Here is a 19,257-nt window from a genome sequence, read left to right as displayed (position 1 = left end):
TCCGGGCATTCCACAAGCGCGGGCGAGCGCCTGCGAATTGCGATTCGCTGCGGTACACTACGCAGCCTTTTCGCACCCGAAGTCCGCCGCGCGTGAACTGGATCGACCTGGTCATTGTTGCCCTGATCGTTGTCTCGGGGCTTATCAGTCTGTTTCGTGGCTTCGTGCGCGAGTCGTTCTCGCTCGCGACCTGGATTGTGGGCATCTGGCTGGGTATTCGACATGCCGCCGAGGTTGCCGAAGTCCTGCCGCAGGCGCTGTCGGATGCCACTTTGCGCTTGGGCGTGGGGTTCGCGCTGATCTTCATCGGGGTCCTCATTGTGGGCGGCATTCTCGGAGTGCTGGCCAATCGTCTCGTACGCGGGAGTGGCCTGACGGGTACCGACCGCTCGCTCGGCGTAATCTTTGGTCTGCTGCGCGGGGTGGTACTGGTCGCCGTGCTGGTTTTCGCTGCGTCCCTGACCTTGATGCCCGAGGAGGGCTGGTGGGAAAACAGCCGCCTGATCCCCGAGTTCGAGCGTCTGGTCGACTGGATGATCGCGCAATTGCCGGAGGGCTGGCAGGAACAGATTGGTGAGCTGCTGGCCTCCGATCCTGTAGAACCGCCTCCGGATGCCCCTGCCGATGATGCGCCGGCACCACAACCCGAACCCCCCGCCGAAGATCTCTAGTCGATCGCCTTGATGGAGCCCTGAGCCGTATGTGTGGAGTAGTCGGAATCGTCGGGCGTGGCCCGGTGAATCAGCCGCTTTATGATGCCTTGCTGGTGTTGCAGCACCGCGGGCAGGATGCCGCCGGGATCGTGACCTGCGACGACGAGGGTCGGTTGCACCTGCGCAAGGACAACGGCCTGGTGCGGGATGTATTCAACGACCAGCACATGCAGGGGCTGATCGGCAACATGGGCATTGGTCATGTGCGCTATCCGACCGCCGGGAGCTCCAGTTCTGCCGAGGCCCAGCCGTTCTACGTGAACTCCCCGTTCGGTATTACGCTGGGACATAACGGCAACCTGACCAATGCCCGCGAACTGAAACAGGCCCTGTTTGCGACCGATCGTCGGCATATCAACACGGATTCCGACTCCGAGATTCTGCTGAACGTCTTCGCGCAGGAGCTCCTGCGCTATCTGGATAACGGTCTGACCGCCGACTCCGTTTTTAACGCAGTCGAACGCGTGCACGAGCGCGCCAAGGGCGCTTACGGCGTGGTCGCGATGATCGCCGGGCGCGGCCTGTTGGCCTTTCGCGACCCGAACGGTATCCGTCCGATCGTCTATGGCTCGCGTGAAGCCGAGGAGGGCGGGCGAGAATGGATGGTTGCCTCCGAGAGCGCCGCGCTCGAGTCCCAGGGCTTCGAGCTGGAACGCGACCTGGCGCCCGGCGAGGCCGTGTTCATTACCCCCGAGGGCGAGGTCTCGACGCGCGTCTGCGCCGAGGACACCCAGCTCAACCCCTGCATTTTCGAGCATGTGTACTTTGCCCGGCCCGATTCGGTGATCGACAACGTGTTTGTGCACCGCGCGCGCATGCGCATGGGCACCGCGCTGGGCGAGAAGATCCGCCGCATCTGGCCGGATCATGACATTGACGTGATCGTGCCGATCCCTGATACCGGCCGCACCGTGGCGCTGGAGATGGCGCACGAACTGAACATCAAGTATCGCGAGGGGTTCATCAAGAACCGCTACATCGGCCGCACGTTCATCATGCCGGGCCAGACGAAGCGGCGGAAATCGGTACGCCAGAAGCTCAACGCGATTTCGCTGGAGTTTCGGGGCAAGAACGTGATGCTGGTGGACGACTCGATCGTGCGCGGAACCACCTCGCGCGAGATCGTCATGATGGCCCGCGAGGCCGGGGCCAGGAAGGTCTACTTCGCCTCCGCCGCGCCCCCGGTGCGTTATCCGAATGTCTACGGGATTGATATGCCCGCGGCGCATGAACTCATTGCCCATGGCAGAGACGAACAGGAAGTATGCGAGGCGATCGCCGCCGACCGCCTGATCTACCAGGACCTGGAAGATCTGCAAAAGGCCGTGCGGCGGGGGAACCGAAACATCGAGACCTTCGACTGCTCCGTGTTTACCGGCGAGTACGTGACTGGATTGCCCCCTGATTACCTCGAGTATCTGGCCTCGCTGCGGGGCGAAGGACTGGTGAATACGCCCGTGGCGGGCGAGGTGCTGGATCTGGCCAACAAGAAGTGACGAGAGAGTAGTGACCTTGCCGAGTTTGCAGTGGATCGAACCGGTCGTGGAAGCGGCGCGGGAACAGGCGGGAAGCGGCGAAGGTTTGCCGGCGGTCGTGGTGCGCGTGGACCAGCAGCGCCTGTACGTGTGGGAAGACGGCAAGGTCACGGAAATCTTCGATGTCTCGACCTCCGAGCGAGGCATCGGGAACCAGGATGGCACGTACAAGACGCCGCTGGGGCTGCATCGCATTGCCGAGCGCTTCGGCGATGGTGCCGAGCGCGGCACAGTGTTCCGGGCGCGCGCGAACACTGGCGAGATTGCCGAGATCCTGACCGGCGAAGGCGAGCGCAGCCAGCGCGACAACATCACCTCGCGCATCCTCTGGCTCGAGGGCCTGGAGCCTGGCCTCAATCGTGGGGGCAGCATCGATTCCTACCACCGCTACATCTACATCCACGGTACGGATGAAGAGGGGCGGATCGGCCAGCCGGCCTCCGTAGGGTGCGTACGTATGCGCAACGACGAGGTCATCGAACTGTTTCCTCGCCTCCCGGTGGGGACCCTCGTCGTGATCCTGAACGGCCCGGATTACGAAACCGGTCGTATCCTTCCGGTTTAGCACACGTCCGGCGGCCCAGCGCGGCTCGCGTTCGGCGTGATCCAGAAATCCCTAATTTTCTAACAATTTCCGAGGGAACTCCGTCAGCATCAGACGGCTCTCACAATAACCTGCGTTTGGCGTACGTGAATTCGCGGCAATCGCCTGATACAATCAGGGAATTATTCCTGACAACAACTGTCAGGTAAAAAGGGAATTATTCCTGACTATGATTGTCAGGAAAGGTGAACGGATTCGAATCTGTGAATGGATGTCGACCTCGACACGCACGATCACGGTTTCTCGGAGGCTTTAAGACATGAAACTCTCAACCAAGGGCCGCTACGCGGTGACCGCCATGATGGATCTCGCGATCCATGATCGGGTCGGACCGGTGACCCTGGCCGACATCTCGCAGTGCCAGGGCATCTCGTTGTCCTATCTGGAACAACTGTTTGCAAAGCTGCGCAAGGCTGACCTGGTGGAAGGCGTGCGGGGGCCCGGCGGCGGTTACCGCCTGGCCAAGCGTGCGGACCAGATCAGCATTGCCAACATCATCACGGCAGTCGATGAATCAGTCGACGTGACCCGTTGCAAGGGTCACAAGGACTGCCAGCATGGCGAACGCTGCCTGACGCACGAGCTGTGGGATGACCTGAGCCAGCAGCTGTACGACTTCCTCGACGGCATTACGCTGGCGCAGTTTGCCAACCGTCCGGAAGTGCAGAAGGTCGCTCGTCGTCAGGATGAGCGCCGCGGCGCGCGGCACCACTTCATCTTCCGTAACGACGCGGCCTGATAGCGGCCGGACGACCCAGCGGCCCGGGGCTCCCGGCGCCGCTGCGCAAGACCTGAAGGCCCGACCGGGTGCTGAATCCGGCCGGGCCTTTTCCATTGGCGCATCCTATGTCGTCCGCGGTGCAGGCTGGCCGACGGGTGGCTTCCGAAGGTCGGATGCAGCCAGGCGGCGCAGGGCCATCAGATGTCCGGCCCGGTCGTCGGGCCGCGCGGGCGCGAAGCGGGCCAGGTTGTAGTGCTCGGCGAAGGCGTCGACGATGGGCGCGAGATCGGGCCGTGCAGCCTTGATCCGTCGGGTCCAGGTGACGACGGGCTCGTGTGCGTGGCGGCCGAGTCCCGTCTGTTGGCGTTCGATGCGACGGGACAGGCGTTGCAGGAGTCGATCCGCTGCGTCGAGGGGACGACGAGGTCGGCGCCAGCCGGCCCAGGCCAGAGCCGCGACCGCCAGCAGCCCAAACCCCGCGCCCAGTGCCGTGACGATGTCGCGCCAGTCCGTTGCGTCGAGCCCGAAACGCGCGAAGAGCTCGCGCTGGCGCTCGGGATCGAATGCCAGCACCCAGCTCTCCCAGCGGAACCGGGCGAAATCGCGCCAGTCTTCGAACCCAAACCGAAGCTGTTGCACCCAGCCCAGCCCGTCACGGCGCAGGAAATCGGGCACGGATTCGCCCTCGCCACCGGTCAGGCCGCCAATACCGGCCTCGATGCGCTCCGGAGCGATCGCCACGGTGGGGTCGACGCGAATCCAGCCCTCGCCATCCAGCCATACCTCGTTCCAGGCATGCGCGTCGGCGTTTCGCAGGCGCAGATATTCGCCCCGCTGCATCCATTCCCCGCCCTGGTAGCCCGTGACCACGCGGGTCGGGATCCCCGCCGAGCGCATCAGCACGGCGAACGCGGAGGCATAGTGTTCGCAGTAACCGGCCTGGGTTTCGAACAGGAACTGGTCGGTGACATCCCCCGCGAGGGTGGGGGGCTGCAGGGTATAGCGATAGGGGGCGGCGGCGAAGCGATTCAGGGCGGCCTGGATGATCGCGCGGTCATCATCGCCATGCGTGGCGCGCCAGAGGGCGACCTCGGCACGGGAGCGAGGGGCTGCGCTGGGTGGGAGTTCAAGGGCGCGTTCACGGGCGGAGCTGCTTAGGGCTTCCTCGCCACCCGGTGGGCGCGACAGGTCGGCCTCGGCGTCGTACTGGATGCGGTTCACGATGCGTCGATCGCGTATGACCTGATGGTTGTCGCGGTACTCGGCGTTATCCGGCAGCGAAACGGGATAGTCGAGCACCGGCAGGTAACGCACACGGGTGGGTTCCAGCGTGGCGGTATAGGCCACCACGTTGTCCGGGGCGTCGGCTTCCGGGACCTCGATGCTGGACTGGCCGCCTTCGGCCTGCCAGCGCCGCCCGTCAAAGTCCGTCATGACCAGTGCACGCCAGTACTGGGCTGGGGGCGGTGGCACGGTGTCGTGGAACTGGACGCGCATCGCGGTGGTTTGGTCCTGCAGGAGTTCCGCGATGTCGCCGGGATTCAGCTCGCCCGAGAGGGCCGTGGTGGCCACCTCGTCACGCTGCGGATCGCCCCAGAGTGGTCCCTGAACGCGCGGGAAGGCGAGGAACAGGATCAGCATGAACGGGAGGGCATGGACGATCATCCAGCCGGACTGCTTCGCCAGGCGCCACCGTTCGAGGGCGCGTCCGGCGTGTACCTGGACCAGGGCGGCGGTCAGCAGCCAGGCGGACAGCAGGGACCACGCAGCGATCAGCAGCGACTGATCGAAGAAATAGGTCGTGACGACCACGAAGTAGCCAAGGAACAGGCCGATCACGATATCCCGCCGGTTACGGGTCTCGAGCAGTTTGAGGGCCATCATGACCAGCAGTAGCGCGGTACCCGCTTCCTGCCCGAACAGGGTCCCGTACTGCAGAAAGGTCATTGCCCCCGCGAACGCGGCCAGAAGGGCCATCAAACCAAGGGCGGGCGGCTTGCGGTCGCGCAGATGGAGCCAGGTCCGCAGCAGGATGGCGGCCGCCACGAGCAACGTCACCCACGGTGGCTGGTGCCAGGCATGCGGGAGCGCGGCCACCGGCAGGGCCAGGAGGGCGAGTTCCAGGCCTCGTAGTTCCGGTGATCGGTGCTGGCCTGCGCGGTTCACTCCTTCGTTCTCCTGGGAGTTTCTGGGATCGGCAAGGGGATCGGCTCGAAGCGGAATTCGGCGAGGGCGCGAAGACCCCGCTCCCGCTGCGCCGGGCCTTGTCCGGGCGGGAGGATCTGGTCGGGCAGGCGCAGCCCCCAGGCGCGGCCTTCGGCCTCGGCGGCCAGGATCTGGTGGCAGAGCATGGAGAGGCGCGTCTCGGTGTCGCTGGCTGGCATGGAGGACCAGTCGATCCAGAGCGTGTCACGGCCTCCTGCGACCGTTTCGCGGATGTGCAGCTTGCCGGTGCGGGCCAGGGCCTTCCACAGGATCCGGCCGGGCGGGTCTCCGGGGCGGTACGGGCGGATGTGATCGGGTGTGGAGGCTTCCTGACGCCGCTGGGGGCCGGCCTCGTCTCCGAGACCGGTATGGGCGGTGCCCGGGTCCACGGGTTGCGGGTACACAAGGATTTCGGCGGCCAACCCAAGCCAGCTCCAGGCATTCAGGATGCCGAGCGGATACTGGGTGCCCAGGTGTTGGCGGGGTAGCCGGTAGACTCCGCGGCCGAGCGGCGGGAGGGGCAGGCTGGCGACTTGCTGCCCGCGGGCCGGTACTGCAACGGGCACGCTTGTGTATTCGCCAATGCTCAGGTGCAGGGCTTCCCGGTCGCGGCCGCGCGTATCCTCCAGGCGCAGGGAGACGGACAACGGCTGTCCGGCGAACACCGGTGTGGTGGGCAGCGCCGACACCTTGAGCCCGAGCAGGTTGCGATGGGTATACCAGATGGCGTTATGGCCGATCCCGACCAGGAGAAAAGTCAGCAGGAACGCCATGTTGTTGGAGTAGTTGATCGCCCCCAGCAGCATCACCCCGAGGATCGCCAGGAGGGTGTAACCGGCCCGGGTCGGCAGGATGTAGATGCGGTCGCGGCCAAGCGTCGCCTCCGAGCCATCGTCGCGGTGGCGCCGCGTGATCCAGCGGATCACGCCTTCACGCAGGCGTTGCCCGTGCGATCGGAAGCGCTTGTGCAGGGCTAACGAACCGGCACGCATTCCAACAGCCGTTCCACCGTGCGTGCGGGGGTGTCCGGTTCGCGGGCTCGGATCCGATGGCCGGACACGGCCGGCAGGACGTCCGCCAGGTCATCCGGAGTGACGTAGTCGCGCCCATCGAGAAAGGCATGGGCCCGTGCGGCGCGCAGCAGGCCGAGCCCGGCGCGGGGCGAGAGCCCGTGGGCAAAGCGTGCGCGGTCGCGGCTCGCCTGTATCAGGTCCTGCAGATAGTCCAGCACCACTGGCTCGGCATGCACCTGGTTAATTCGGGACTGCCAGCCCTGCAGGTCCTCGGGTGTGACGATCGCGCTCGGGGCAGGATGCGCAACGGGTGCCGCCGCGCCACCGCCGCGTTCGAGCAACGCGCGCTCGGCACGGGCATCGGGATAGCCCAGTTCGATGCGCATCAGGAAGCGATCCATCTGGGATTCCGGCAGGGGATGTGTGCCGACCTGTTCTTCCGGGTTCTGCGTGGCGATTACGAAGAACGGTTGGGGCAGGGGGCGGGTTGCGCCCTCCACACTGGCCTGACGTTCTTCCATCGCCTCGAGCAGGGCGCTCTGGGTCTTGGGGGGTGCGCGATTGATCTCGTCGGCCAGCAGAACCTGGGTAAAGATCGGGCCGGGGTGAAAGCGGAACTCGCCGGAGCTCTGCTCGAACACCGACACCCCGAGGACATCGCCGGGCAGGAGATCGCTGGTGAATTGCACGCGGCGGTAATCGAGGTTCATCGCTGCGGCCAGCGCGTGTGCGAGGGTTGTCTTGCCAACGCCCGGCTGGTCTTCAATCAGCAGGTGGCCATTGGCGAGCAGGCAGGTCAACGCCAGCCGGACCCGATCGGGTTTGCCCAGCAGGATGTCGTTCAGCGCGCTTTCGACCTGGTGGAGAGCTTCGTTGGCCGCGGGCATTGGGCTCCTCGTGGTGGATGGTGTCGGGCGGAAAAGGGGCAGACCGATCAGCGTGATGCGTGGGAAAGATTTAAGCCCCGCTTCGCGTGCCGGGTGAGTTTGCGGCTACCATGGCCGCAATTGCCCCACGAGCGACAGTATGGACAAGCAGGCCGCCGATTCGGGCCAGACGTTTCACTATGATGCCACAGCCTCGCCGGATGCCCGCCTGCACCTGGCCGGTCGGCTGGACGTGCATGCAGTGGAGCGGGCCTGGTCGCCTCTGCGCCGCCGCGCCCGCGAGCTGGCCCAGGGTACGCAGGCCGCGGTGACGCTGGATGTCGGGGACCTCGAATATTGCGACGGTGCCGGGGCGGCGTTACTCCATGCCCTGGAGCGCGATATCGAGCGGGCGGGGCGCAAGGTGGACCTGGTGGGTGTCCAGGGCCTGGTGGAGGAGCAGCTGACCCCGTACCGAGAGCTGGAAACCGTTGAACCGGCACGTCACGAAACACGTGGGGGACTGTGGGCCCAGTCGCTGGAGGCGGTGTCCCGGGTCGGGCAGGCGGCCTATTCGCAGTTCGGGTTCATTGGCGAACTGACACGGGCCCTGGGTTCGGCGCTGGTGCATCCCCGACAGGTTCGCTGGGGCGATACCTTCCGGGTCGCCGAGGCGGCCGGATTCCAGGCGCTGCCCATCGTCTCCCTGATTGCCTTCCTGCTGGGCGTGATCCTGGCATTCCAGTCCGCGATCGCGATGCGGCAGTTTGGTGGCGAGATCTTTGTCGCTAATCTGGTGGCGGTTTCGCTGTTCCGCGAGCTGGGGCCGTTGATGATGGCGATCCTGCTGGCCGGGCGCTCCGGGGCGGCGTTCGCCGCCGAGATCGGCACGATGAAGGTGAACGAGGAGGTCAACGCCCTGAAGACCATGGGGCTCGACCCGGTTCGTTTTCTGGTGTTGCCCAAGGTGCTCGCCGGCATTCTGGTCGCGCCTTTGCTGGCGCTGTACGCGAACATGATTGGCCTGCTGGGCGCTGCAGTGGTGATGCAGGGCTTCGGGATCCCCTGGACGGCGTTCTTCAATCAGGTGACCGTCGCACTCAGCCTGTCGGATCTGTTCTCGGGGCTGTTCAAGGCCGTGATCTTCGGCCTGCTGATCGCGGGTGTGGGCTGCCTGCGCGGGCTGCAAACGGCGAGCGGGGCGGCTGCCGTAGGGATCTCCACCACCAGCGCGGTGGTGACGTCGATCATCCTGATTGTGGTGTTCGACGGCCTGTTCGCCGTCCTGTTCTATCACATGGGGGTCTGACGGGTGGCGAACGCAGAGCCGGTCATCAGGGTGCGCGACCTCACCATGGGGTTCGGTGATTTTGTGCTGATGAGGGACCTCGACTTCGACGTCCAGCGCGGCGAGATCTTCGTGATCCTCGGCGGCTCCGGGAGCGGCAAGAGTACGCTGCTCAAGCACATGATCGGACTGTACACGCCACAGAAGGGAAACATCTGGGTGGCCGGTGCCGACATCACCACGGCCGATGGCCAAGAGCGCGAGGCGATCCTGCGCCGGGTGGGCGTGATGTACCAAATGGGGGCGCTGTTTGGCTCCATGACACTATTGGAGAACGTCCGGCTGCCGCTGGAGGTCCATACCGACCTGCCACGCGAGGCGATGGACGCAATCGCCAAGGCGCGACTGCAGCTAGTCGGGCTGGGCGAGTTCGCGGACTTCATGCCCTCGGAGATCAGTGGTGGCATGCAGAAGCGTGCGGCGATCGCGCGTGCGATGGTGCTGGACCCGGAAGTGCTGTTCCTGGACGAACCTTCAGCCGGGCTGGATCCGATCACCTCGGCGGAGCTCGACCAGTTGATTCTGCGGCTGGCCCGCAGCCTGGACATGACCATCGTGATCGTCAGCCACGAGCTGGCCAGTATTTTTGCGATTGCCGACCGGGTCATTATGCTCGACAAGGAAAGCAAGGGCATCGTTGCCGAAGGGAACCCGGCGACTCTGCGTGACACATCCGATCACCCGTGGGTAAAGCGGTTCCTGCAGCGGGCCGATTCGGCCGACTCCGAAGAGAGATCTACATGAGTGCCCGACAACATTTTCGCCTGGGATTGTTCATCGTCGGTGGCCTGGTGGCGCTGGTGACCGCGCTGATCATCATGACCGCAGGCAATATCTTTCGCGCATCGATCCCGATCGAGACCTACGTGGATTCATCCGTGCAGGGGCTGGAGATCGGTGCGCCGGTGAAGTTCCGCGGAGTGACGATTGGCGAGATCACCAATCTGGGCTTTACCTCGGTGGAATACCAGCAAGACGTGGATCCGCGCGAGCGCAAACGCTATGTGATGGTCGAGGCCCGACTCTGGCCAGACCGCTTCGCGGCCAGTGCCCGCGAGCAGGATTTTGAGTCGGAAGTCCTGAAAAACCTGGTGGATGCAGGATTGCGTGTGCGCATCGCGGCACAGGGCATCACGGGCATGAACTATCTGGAGGCGGATTTCTCCGATCCGGAAGAACACCCACCGCTGGAGCACGACTGGGAACCACGGTCGATCTACATCCCGTCGTCCCCGAGTATCGCCGTGCAGTTCATGGAGTACGCCGAGAATCTGCTTATGCGCATCGACGGACTGGACATCGAGGGCGTGATCGAGAACCTGAACTCTTTGCTGGTGACCGTCGACGACACCGTGTCCAGTCTGGACACCGGAGGGCTGAACCAGCGCGCGGATGATCTGATCTCGGAACTCGAGCAGACCATGCGCACGGCTGATCGGGTGATGCAGTCGGTCGAGAGCCTGGTCGAGCATCCGGACACGCAGGCACTTCCGACCGAGACCCGCAAGGCGATCCAGGAGCTGCGTCGTACGGCCGAGGCGGCCGATGTCGCGGGCCTGGTCGAGCGCATGGACTCGATGGTCGAACGCCTTGATCGCGGCATGGATGTTAGCGAGTCGAAGTTGCTGGAGACCCTGGACGAGCTGCAAGGCGCGATCTCGGGCCTGCGCGGCCTGTCGGATGATGTACGCCGCAACCCCGGTGGTGCGCTGTTCGGTGCCCCGCCACCGCGCAGCCGCATGGACGAGGAGTAAGCATGAACTGGTGGAAAGTGCCGATCCTGATGCTCGCCGCGCTGGTCCTGGGTGGCTGCACGCTGTTGCCGGACCGCGAGCCGCTCGATCGCTCCTGGTATCTGTTGGAGTTGCCGGACGAGCCACCCGCACGGACGGCGGAGGAGCCGGTGGCCGTCGAACTGGGGTCGGTCCGGGTCGCTCCGGCCTATGCCGGCAATGGGCTGGTATACAGGCTGGGGAATCACCAGTACGAGTCGGATTACTACAACGAATGGTTCCTGAAGCCGTCGGAGCAGCTTGAGCAGCTGCTGCGGGAACGCTGGACGCGCAATGGTGCCGCGCTGGAGCTGGTCGACAACGCATCGGCGGTGCGCGAACAGGGGCGTCCTGCCGTGCGGGTCCATGTCCTGATCACCGCGCTGTACGGTGATCTAGAAGGGGCTGAAGCCGTCGAATCCAATGGGCTGGCCGTGACGGGGACCGGGCACATGGGTCTGCGCGCCCAGTTGAGCCAGGGCGATCGCAGTCGTCTGGTGCATCTGGAATCCGAGCAGGCGCTGGAGCGGCGCTCGGCCTCGCAGCTGGTGGGGGCTCTGTCGCGCGCGACGGCCGAGGTCCTGGCGGATCTGGAGGATGCGATCCTGGAAGATGTCGAGGCGGCGCGCGATGACTGATGTCTTCGACTTCTCGGTACCGGCAGCGGATGGCACCGAACAGCCCCTGGGGACGTATCGCGGGGATGTCCTGCTGATCGTCAATGTGGCCAGCGAATGCGGATTCACCCCGCAGTACGAGGGGCTGCAGGCACTGCAGGAACAGTTCGCCGGACGCGGCTTTCACGTGCTCGGCTTCCCCTGCAACCAGTTTGGCAGGCAGGAGCCGGGTGATGCGGAGGCCATACAGGCCTGCGGTGTGCGTTTCGGGGTCGAGTTTCCGGTGTTTGCCAAGATCGAGGTGAACGGCGAGGGTGCGCACCCGTTGTACCAGCACCTCAAGCAGCAGGCCCCCGGCGCATTGGGCACGCAGGGGATCAAGTGGAACTTCACCAAGTTTCTGGTCGGTCGTGATGGCTCCGTACTCGACCGCTTTGCGCCCCAGCGCAAGCCGCAGGACCTGGCCGACGTGATCGAGCGCGCACTCGCCGCACCGCGCCCGGGCGATGGCGGCTGAGGTCGCGTCCGACGCGCGGAGCATGGAACCCGGCGAGCGCGGTCCGGCGCCCACGGAACCCGGTGCGCATGCCTACTGGATGGATGTCGCCCTTGCGCAGGCCGAGCGGGCCGCGGAGGTCGGCGAGGTGCCGGTGGGCGCTGTTCTGGTGGATGCGGAGGGTTATTGTCTGGCCGTCGCCCACAACGCACCGATCGGCGAGCATGACGCCACTGCGCACGCCGAGATTAGAGTCCTCCGTAGAGCCGGAAAGCGGTGTTCCAACTATCGGCTGACCGGTACCACGCTCTACGTAACCCTCGAGCCGTGTTCGATGTGTGCGGGGGCGATGATCCACGCCCGGGTGGAGCGGCTGGTGTTTGCAGCTTCGGACCCTCGCACAGGGGCCGCCGGAGGCGCCATCGACCTGCTTCATCACCCCGCTCATAACCACCGTCTGGAATGCATCGAAGGCGTGGCGGCGAAGCGTTCTGCCGAGCTGTTGCGCAATTTCTTTCGTCTACGCCGAAAGCGTTAGATCCCCGTGATGTAAAGGCGTTGCCCGGCGGTACGTTGGGGCGCAGAATCAAGCAAATATGAGAAGGCGTTCACGTTCTGCACATCAACAGTGCGCGCGGATGCCGAGATTCTGTGTCCGGCCACAGGGGTGTACCGATTAGCCAGCCTCCTTCCAATGACGATCGCGGGGATCCCGTACTGGACCCGGCCACGGGCACACCCGAGTCGGGGTCCATGGGCGATGTGGATGACCGCGAGCCGGAGTTCCCGATCGTGGATGGGGAGGGCCGTTCGGACAGCCTTCTCGGTGGATTGATCCTGATCGCCCGCATGCACGGGCTGCGCCTGACCCCGGATTCCGCGCTTGCGGGGCTTCCGCTGGACGACGGGCGGCTGTGCCCCTCCCTGGTCCCGCGTGCGGCACAGCGGGCCGGACTGACCACACGCACCGTTACCCGCGACGCCCGCGGACTGAAGGACGACCTGCTGCCCGCGCTGCTGCTGCTTGACCAGAACGAAGCCTGGGTGCTGGTCGGCTGGAACGACGACAAGAGCGTGGCCCGGGTCATCGATCCCGAGCTGGGTGATGCGGTCATCGATGTGCCGCTGAAGCGGCTGAAAGAGCGCTACGTAGGGCGGGCCATCTACGTGCGGCCCGAGTTCCGCATGGATGCCCGCGCCCCGCGGGTCTCGAAGGAGAGCAAGGGGCACTGGTTCTGGCGGGTGATTCGCGAGAACCGGCCGCTGTATCGGGATGTGCTGATCGCGGCGGTGATGATCAACCTGTTCGCGCTGGCAATGCCCCTGTTCGTGCTGAACGTGTACGACCGCGTGGTCCCGAACCACGCGACCGAGACGCTGTTCATGTTCGCGGCGGGTGTTGTGATCGTGCTGATCGCGGACCTGATCCTGCGCACCATGCGCAGCCACTTCGTCGACAAGGCGGCGATGCGCGCGGACGTAAAGCTCTCTTCGCACATCATGGAACGCGTGCTTGGGCTGCGCATGGAGAACCGCCCAGCCTCAGTCGGCTCGTTCGCATCCAATATCGGCGCGTTCGAGTCGGTGCGTAGCTTTATATCGTCCGCAACGATCATCGCCTTTGTCGATCTGCCGTTCGCGTTCATGTTCATCGCCATCATCGCGTTGATCGCCTGGCCGCTGGCGATCCCCGTGGCTATTGGCGCGCTGCTACTGCTGTTCTATGCCACCGCCATCCATCGCAAGCTGCACGGACTCGCGGAGGAGAGCTACCGCGTGGCGGCGCAGCGCAATTCGACGCTGGTCGAGAGCCTGACGGGGGCCGAGACGCTCAAGGCCCTTGGAGCGGAGGGCCGGGTGCAGGCGACCTGGGAACGCGCCACGACGCACCTAGCCCGGACCAATGCGCAGAATCGACTGCTGACCGCAAGCGTGACGCACACGGCGATGTGGGCGCAGCACACGGTCGGCGTCGCCATCATCGTGCTCGGCGTGTTCCTGCTGATGGAGGGGGATCTCTCGATGGGCGGGCTGATTGCCGCCTACCTGATCTCCTCGCGCGCGATGGCGCCCATTAGTCAGACCGCCGGGCTGCTGATGCAGTATCACCAGGCCTCGACCGCGCTCGGTTCGCTGAACGAGATCATGGCGCTGCCGGTCGAGCGCCCGGCGGACTCGCACTTCCTGAGTCGTGATCGCTTCGAGGGCGCGATCGAGTTTCGCAATGTCGGTTTCGCCTATCCCGAGTCCGCCACGCCGGCACTGCAGGGGGTTTCGCTGAAGATCGAGGCGGGCGAACACGTCGCCGTGCTGGGGCGCGTGGGCTCGGGCAAGAGCACGCTGGCCAAGCTGATCATGGGCCTTTATCAGCCGACCTCCGGGGCGGTGCTGGTGGACGGGATTGACGTACGCCAGCTGGACCCGGCCGAGCTGAGGCGGTCGCTGGGCTATGTGGGCCAGGAGGTCACGCTGTTCTACGGGAGCCTGCGCGAGAATCTGGTGGCGGCCGATCCTCTGGCCAGCGACGAGGCGATCCGCAAGGCGATCGCGATCTCCGGGATCGAGGACCTGATTAACACCCACCCAGAAGGTGTCGATCTGCAGGTCGGGGAGCGCGGGGGCCGGCTTTCGGGCGGGCAGAAGCAGAGTGTTGGTGTGGCGCGGGCCGTGTTGCACGAGCCCAGCATGCTGTTGATGGACGAGCCGACAAGCTCCATGGACAACTCCACCGAGCAGGGCATGAAGCGCCGTCTGGCGGAATTCATCCAGGGGCGGACGACCGTGATCGTCACGCACCGCACCTCGCTGCTAGAGCTGGTGGACCGGATCATCGTGCTGGATCAGGGCCGTGTGGTGGCCGACGGGCCGAAGGAGCAGGTGATCCAGGCGCTGCGGGAAGGCCGCGTGGGCAAGGCGCAGGCATGAGCAAGCGCACGCGCAGGGACGGCCAGGGATTCGAGGCGCTTGGCCGCGGTATGGATCAGACCGGAAAGGTTGGTGCACCGATGGTGGACCGCATCTTTCGCCCGTGGCTGACCAAGGGTGGTGGCGACCACCGCAACTGGGCATCGGACGCCGACTGGACGCAGATACAGGAGCGTCCGATCCGCGCCCGCGCGCTCCTCTACGGGATCCTGATTACGCTGGGCCTGCTGGTTTATTGGGCCTCCGTTGCCGAGATTGACGAGGTGGCCCGCGCGGATGGGCGGGTGATCCCGTCGCAGAACCTTCAGGTGCTGCAGTCGATGGACGGGGGCGTGGTCTCCGAGGTGCTGGTGCGCGAGGGGGATGTCGTGGAACAGGGCGACGTGCTCGTGCGTGTGGACCCGACGCGGTTTTTGTCCGACCTGGGCGAGGCGAGGGCGAGCGAGTTCGCGTTGAAGGCGCGCCGGGCGCGCCTGATGGCGCTGCTGACGGAAACCCCGTTCCTGATCACACCAGACCTGCAGGAAGGGCCACAGGCCATCGTCGAGCAGGAACAGCAGCTTTACGAAGAAAGCCTGGATGAGCTGCGCTCGCGAATTCGCATTGCCGAAGAGCAGATGCGGCAAAGGCGCGAGGAGCTGAACGAGGTAAGGGCGCGACGCAGCCAGGCCATCCGTGCCCTGGAGCTGGCCAGTCGCGAGCTGGAGGTCACCGAACCGCTGGTGCAAAGCGGGGCGGTATCCGAAGTGGAGATCCTGCGCCTGCGGCGCGAAGTCTCCAACGCCCGCGGCGATCGTGATCAGGCGACGGCGCAGATTGCCCGTCTGGACGCCGCGATCGAGGAAGCGGAAGAGAAGATCCGCGAAGTCCGGCTGAATTTCCGCAATCAGTGGCGTTCGGAGCTCGCCGACACCCTTGGGCGTCTGCAGGAGCTGGCCGAGGGCACCGAGGGCCTGGAGGATCGCGTGCGGCTGTCCGAGGTGCGATCACCCATGGCGGGGATTGTGCAGCGGATGTTCATCACCACGCGCGGTGGCGTGATCTCGCCTGGGCGCGAGGTGGCCGAGGTGGTGCCGCTGGAGGACGAATTGCTGATCGAGGCGCGGGTATCGCCCCGTGATATTGCCTATCTGCGCCCGGGGCTTAACGCCAAGGTGAAGTTTACCGCCTATGACTTCGCCATCTACGGCGGCCTGGATGCCACCGTGGAGCACATCAGCCCGGACACGATTACCGACGACGACGGCAACACCTATTACAAGGTCCGCGTAAGAACCGAGGAAACTGGGTTCGACGAGGAGCATCCGATCATGACCGGGATGGTCACGCAGGTGGATATCATCACCGGGCGTCGCACCATCCTGCAGTACCTGCTGAAGCCGATCCTCCGCGCGGGCGAGCTGGCTTTTACGGAGCGCTGAGCAACATGCAGATCTTTATGATGGACCGAGCGTCGCGGCCGTCGTCGCGCTGGGTAGAGGCCTTTCCGGATGCCCAGGTGCTGCGCCCGCCATTTCCGTCGACCCTGCCGGAGGGCACCGAAGCCTGCTGGATTGGTACGGATCTGGCCGACTGGGAGGACTACGTCAAACAAAGGACTCTGGTGCATCGGGTGATTGTGCAGTCGCGACACCCGAATGACGAAGAAGGCATCCGTGCATTCGACGCGGGGGCCCACGGCTACTGCCATACACTGGCCAACGTCGCCCAGCTGCGAACGATCGCAGCCACCGTCACCGGGGGTGGCTTGTGGGTGGGTCCCGACCTGATGACTCGGATGATTCGCACAGTCCGCAGCGCCCAGCCCCGCGATCTGGAAACACCGCCGGAGGGGTTCGAGAACCTTACGCCCCGCGAGCGGGAAGTTGCCCTGGCCGTGACCACGGGGGCGCACAACAAGGAGATTGCGCGCCAGCTCGGCATGACCGAACGCACCGTCAAGATGCACCTCGGCTCCGTCTTCAAGAAGCTCAACGTGGATGACCGCGTTCAGCTTGTGCTCCACCTGACCCGCCTGCGCGAATCGCACCCGACCGTCTGATTCAGGTGCGATACGCGTAGCTCGCCTCCAGCGGCGGTGATGCGATTCGCGGCGCTTATCAGCATCCTACGTGACGCTATCCCTCTTCGTTTGACGAGGGTCGTAGGATGCGATGAGCACAGCGAATCGCATCAATCCAGCCCCCGCGCCCCGCAGCTTCCATCCGTTTTCATCCAACCGAGCCTCATATCGGTTCTCCCATAACCCCACAAACCCTGTACTTCGGTACACCTGTCGTGCCAACGCCGACTCCCCTAGGCTCGTACCCATCGAAAACTGTGAACTAATTCTGAATCCAGGGAGAAGATCATGTCTGAAGTCGTCGTAGCTACCGTCGAATCCGTGGTGGGTACCGTCATTGCTCGAGACGAGGACGGCAACACCCGCGTCCTGCAACCCGGAGACGAGATCTTCTACGGCGAAGAAGTCATCGCCGAAGACGGCGCCTTCATCGAGATGGCCTTCGAGGACGGCTCCACCATGTCCCTCGCGGGCAACGAGTCCGCCACCATCACCGACGATCTGGCGGAATCCGCCCAACCCGCGCCCGAGGAAGGCGAGATCGCCGACGCCACCGTCGAAGAGATCATCGCCGCCCTGGATCGCGGTGAAGACATCACCGACATCATCGAAGCCCCGGCCGCCGGTGCCGACGGCGGCGCAGCCGGCGAGGGCGGGGGCTTCGTCCGAATCGCTCGTGGCTCCGAAGAGGTCGGCCAGATCGAGTATGCCTATGACCCCAACGTCCTGGGTGGCCCCGGCGATGCTGGCGATGGTGGGGGTACGCTCGCGGATAGCGACGAAACCACGGACGACATGGCTGCGGCACCAAGTCTCTTAATCTCCGTTACACCGGTCAGTGAACTGGTAGAACGGATGGGCTCGGAGCTTCGTCCCCAGATGCAGGACTCGGTGGCCGTCCTTTCCCAACAGGGCGACGTGCAGCCGTCTGAACAGCCTGGCACGGGCATGGTGGTGTTTAGCCTCGACAGCACGCTGGACCTCGATGGACTGCCGGACTCCGCCGCTGGCCCGATCGAATACGAAATCGTTGGTGGCGACTCGGACTATTTGGCGATTGGCGCGGATGCCGATGGGAATCCGGCCATCGTCTTGACCGAACAAGGCGCATGGGCGCTTCAGAATGGTCAGGTTCCTAACAACGAATTCTCCGTAGACGTTCAGGGAACGGTCGAGATCGAAGGGATCGGTCCAGTGTCAGCCACTGAGAGCTCAATGGTCGCGGTCGAGGTGCCTGAACCGACATTTGAATTTCAGCTATGGCCGGGAGAAGTCTTCCCGATGCCCCCGGTCGAACAGCTGCCTGGGGATGAAGGATTCGGCCTGCAGGCACTGAGCGAGGAGGTAAATGCCCCATTCCCCGGGGACTTTGGCTTCCCCTCCTCGGAGGTCGAGGCTGGCATGCTGGTGTTCGGAATTAGTCCGCAGTCGGACTTTGATGGCATTGACCCCTCGCTCGGCGAGTTCGCCTACGAGATCGTCGGTGGTGACAGCGAATACCTCGAACTTTCGCAGAGTGACTGGGGCGACTGGTCGGTTGTGCTCACCGAGGCAGGCGCGGAAGCGATTCAGAACGGGCAGGTTTCCGGTAACGATCTCAATGTCACCATCGAGGGGACGCTGATCATTGGGGAAAACCTTGTCAACAGCTTCACGCTTGAAGCCAGTGCCGAAGGCGGTGTCATGGTGCCGGTGCCGAATCCTGAGCTGACGGTGGATCTTGCCCTGGCCGATGGTGCCACCGAGGGTTGGCCGCAGGCGGCAGGCGCGGGCGATGTGGTGTTCGAAGTCACCACGGATCTGGGCCTGGACGGCATCGATGGTGATCTGGCGGGCGAAATCGCCCTGTCGCTGACTGAGGACAGCAACGGTTATCTGGCGCTGGACGGTACCAATGTGGTGCTGACCGAGGACGGTGCTGCGGCCATCCGCAACGGCCAGGTCGGTCTGGATGGTCTGATGGCGGCGGTTGAAGGCACGGTCACGATCGCCGAGGACGGCGTGAATCCGTTCGTGCTGAGCGATGACGCGCAAGCGGGTATCGAGGTGCCGATGCCGGAGCCGACTCTGGATGTGACGGTGACGGCGGCGCTGGACCTGGATAGCAGTGACCAGGCCTCGGAAGGGCAGCTGGCATTCACGCTGAGCAGCGAAACCGACTACGCCGGGATCGATCCGGAGTTGGGCGGTGAGGTGAGCTATGAAATCACCGGAGGCAATGAGCAGGGGTACTTCGAGCTGAACGAAGCCGGTGATGCGGTGGTGCTGAGCGAGGCCGGTGCGCAGGCGATCCGTAATGGTCAGTTCGATCCGGCGGGAGCCAGCGTGACGGTAACGGGCACGCAGGTGATCGGTGAGGACGAGGCCAACAGCTTTACGG

At 64.7% G+C, this 19,257-nt stretch carries 17 protein-coding genes; 14 read left to right on the top strand and 3 right to left on the bottom strand.

Annotated features, from left to right (window positions below; genetic code table 11):
* Positions 1-92 precede the first annotated feature (92 nt).
* The 4 genes from F791_RS0110500 (at position 93) to iscR (ending at position 3,591) form a co-directional block, all read left to right on the top strand.
* Complete coding sequence (locus tag F791_RS0110500) at positions 93-671, top strand: CvpA family protein (protein WP_018139354.1); 579 nt, start codon at positions 93-95, stop codon at positions 669-671.
* Between the two features lie 29 nt (positions 672-700).
* Positions 701-2,209: an amidophosphoribosyltransferase gene (gene purF / locus F791_RS0110495; RefSeq protein WP_018139355.1), complete on the top strand. Its 1,509-nt coding sequence runs from the start codon at positions 701-703 to the stop codon at positions 2,207-2,209.
* Between the two features lie 10 nt (positions 2,210-2,219).
* Positions 2,220-2,813: a L,D-transpeptidase gene (locus tag F791_RS0110490; RefSeq protein WP_018994926.1), complete on the top strand. Its 594-nt coding sequence runs from the start codon at positions 2,220-2,222 to the stop codon at positions 2,811-2,813.
* Positions 2,814-3,111: 298 nt separating this feature from the next.
* On the top strand, positions 3,112-3,591 hold the full coding sequence (gene iscR / locus F791_RS0110485) for a Fe-S cluster assembly transcriptional regulator IscR (RefSeq protein WP_018139357.1): 480 nt from the start codon (positions 3,112-3,114) through the stop codon (positions 3,589-3,591).
* A 105-nt stretch (positions 3,592-3,696) separates the two neighbouring features.
* Here iscR and F791_RS0110480 read toward each other — a convergent pair whose 3' ends face one another.
* Genes F791_RS0110480 through F791_RS0110470 form a run of 3 tightly spaced genes read right to left on the bottom strand, consistent with a single transcriptional unit; the run spans position 3,697 to position 7,678 of the window.
* Positions 3,697-5,739 carry a DUF3488 and transglutaminase-like domain-containing protein gene (locus F791_RS0110480; RefSeq protein WP_019592549.1) on the bottom strand — a complete coding sequence of 681 codons (2,043 nt, stop codon included), beginning with the start codon at positions 5,737-5,739 and terminating at the stop codon, positions 3,697-3,699.
* A complete protein-coding gene (locus tag F791_RS0110475) occupies positions 5,736-6,770 on the bottom strand; it encodes a DUF58 domain-containing protein (protein ID WP_019592548.1) in 1,035 nt (344 codons plus the stop codon). The genes F791_RS0110480 and F791_RS0110475 overlap by 4 nt, the downstream gene beginning before the upstream one ends.
* The gene (locus F791_RS0110470) at positions 6,752-7,678 is read right to left on the bottom strand and encodes a MoxR family ATPase (RefSeq protein WP_018139360.1); all 927 of its coding nucleotides are present in this window, start codon (positions 7,676-7,678) and stop codon (positions 6,752-6,754) included. The genes F791_RS0110475 and F791_RS0110470 overlap by 19 nt, the downstream gene beginning before the upstream one ends.
* Positions 7,679-7,817: 139 nt before the next feature.
* On the opposite strand from F791_RS0110470, the gene F791_RS0110465 reads away from it, so the two are divergent.
* The 10 genes from F791_RS0110465 to F791_RS0110420 form a co-directional block, all read left to right on the top strand.
* Positions 7,818-8,966, top strand: a complete 1,149-nt coding sequence (locus F791_RS0110465; protein ID WP_019592547.1) for an ABC transporter permease — start codon at positions 7,818-7,820, stop codon at positions 8,964-8,966.
* 3 nt (positions 8,967-8,969) lie between these two features.
* Positions 8,970-9,749, top strand: coding sequence for an ABC transporter ATP-binding protein (locus F791_RS0110460; protein ID WP_018649476.1), 780 nt, complete (start codon positions 8,970-8,972; stop codon positions 9,747-9,749).
* A complete protein-coding gene (locus F791_RS0110455) occupies positions 9,746-10,759 on the top strand; it encodes an MlaD family protein (RefSeq protein WP_019592546.1) in 1,014 nt (337 codons plus the stop codon). Before F791_RS0110460 ends, F791_RS0110455 begins: the two co-directional genes overlap by 4 nt.
* A 2-nt stretch (positions 10,760-10,761) precedes the next feature.
* Entirely contained in the window at positions 10,762-11,415 is a 654-nt protein-coding gene (locus F791_RS0110450) for an ABC-type transport auxiliary lipoprotein family protein (protein WP_018174240.1), read from the top strand.
* Positions 11,408-11,911 carry a glutathione peroxidase gene (locus F791_RS0110445; RefSeq protein WP_018994933.1) on the top strand — a complete coding sequence of 168 codons (504 nt, stop codon included), beginning with the start codon at positions 11,408-11,410 and terminating at the stop codon, positions 11,909-11,911. The genes F791_RS0110450 and F791_RS0110445 overlap by 8 nt, the downstream gene beginning before the upstream one ends.
* Complete coding sequence (gene tadA, locus F791_RS0110440; protein WP_018994934.1) at positions 11,901-12,428, top strand: tRNA adenosine(34) deaminase TadA; 528 nt, start codon at positions 11,901-11,903, stop codon at positions 12,426-12,428. The genes F791_RS0110445 and tadA overlap by 11 nt, the downstream gene beginning before the upstream one ends.
* 215 nt (positions 12,429-12,643) lie before the next feature.
* Entirely contained in the window at positions 12,644-14,815 is a 2,172-nt protein-coding gene (locus tag F791_RS0110435) for a type I secretion system permease/ATPase (RefSeq protein ID WP_019592545.1), read from the top strand.
* Positions 14,812-16,236 carry an HlyD family type I secretion periplasmic adaptor subunit gene (locus F791_RS0110430; RefSeq protein WP_012982711.1) on the top strand — a complete coding sequence of 475 codons (1,425 nt, stop codon included), beginning with the start codon at positions 14,812-14,814 and terminating at the stop codon, positions 16,234-16,236. Before F791_RS0110435 ends, F791_RS0110430 begins: the two co-directional genes overlap by 4 nt.
* 5 nt (positions 16,237-16,241) lie before the next feature.
* The gene (locus tag F791_RS0110425; RefSeq protein ID WP_019592544.1) at positions 16,242-16,856 is read left to right on the top strand and encodes a response regulator transcription factor; all 615 of its coding nucleotides are present in this window, start codon (positions 16,242-16,244) and stop codon (positions 16,854-16,856) included.
* Positions 16,857-17,165: 309 nt separating this feature from the next.
* The coding region (locus tag F791_RS0110420; protein WP_026333027.1) for a retention module-containing protein at positions 17,166-19,257 on the top strand (2,092 nt) is incomplete at its 3' end.

Source organism: Thioalkalivibrio sp. ALRh (assembly GCF_000381425.1).
Classification (GTDB): Bacteria; Pseudomonadota; Gammaproteobacteria; order Ectothiorhodospirales; family Ectothiorhodospiraceae; genus Thioalkalivibrio.
The sequence above is the reverse complement of the archived record's forward strand: the minus strand, read 5'-3'. Positions and strand labels throughout refer to the sequence as shown.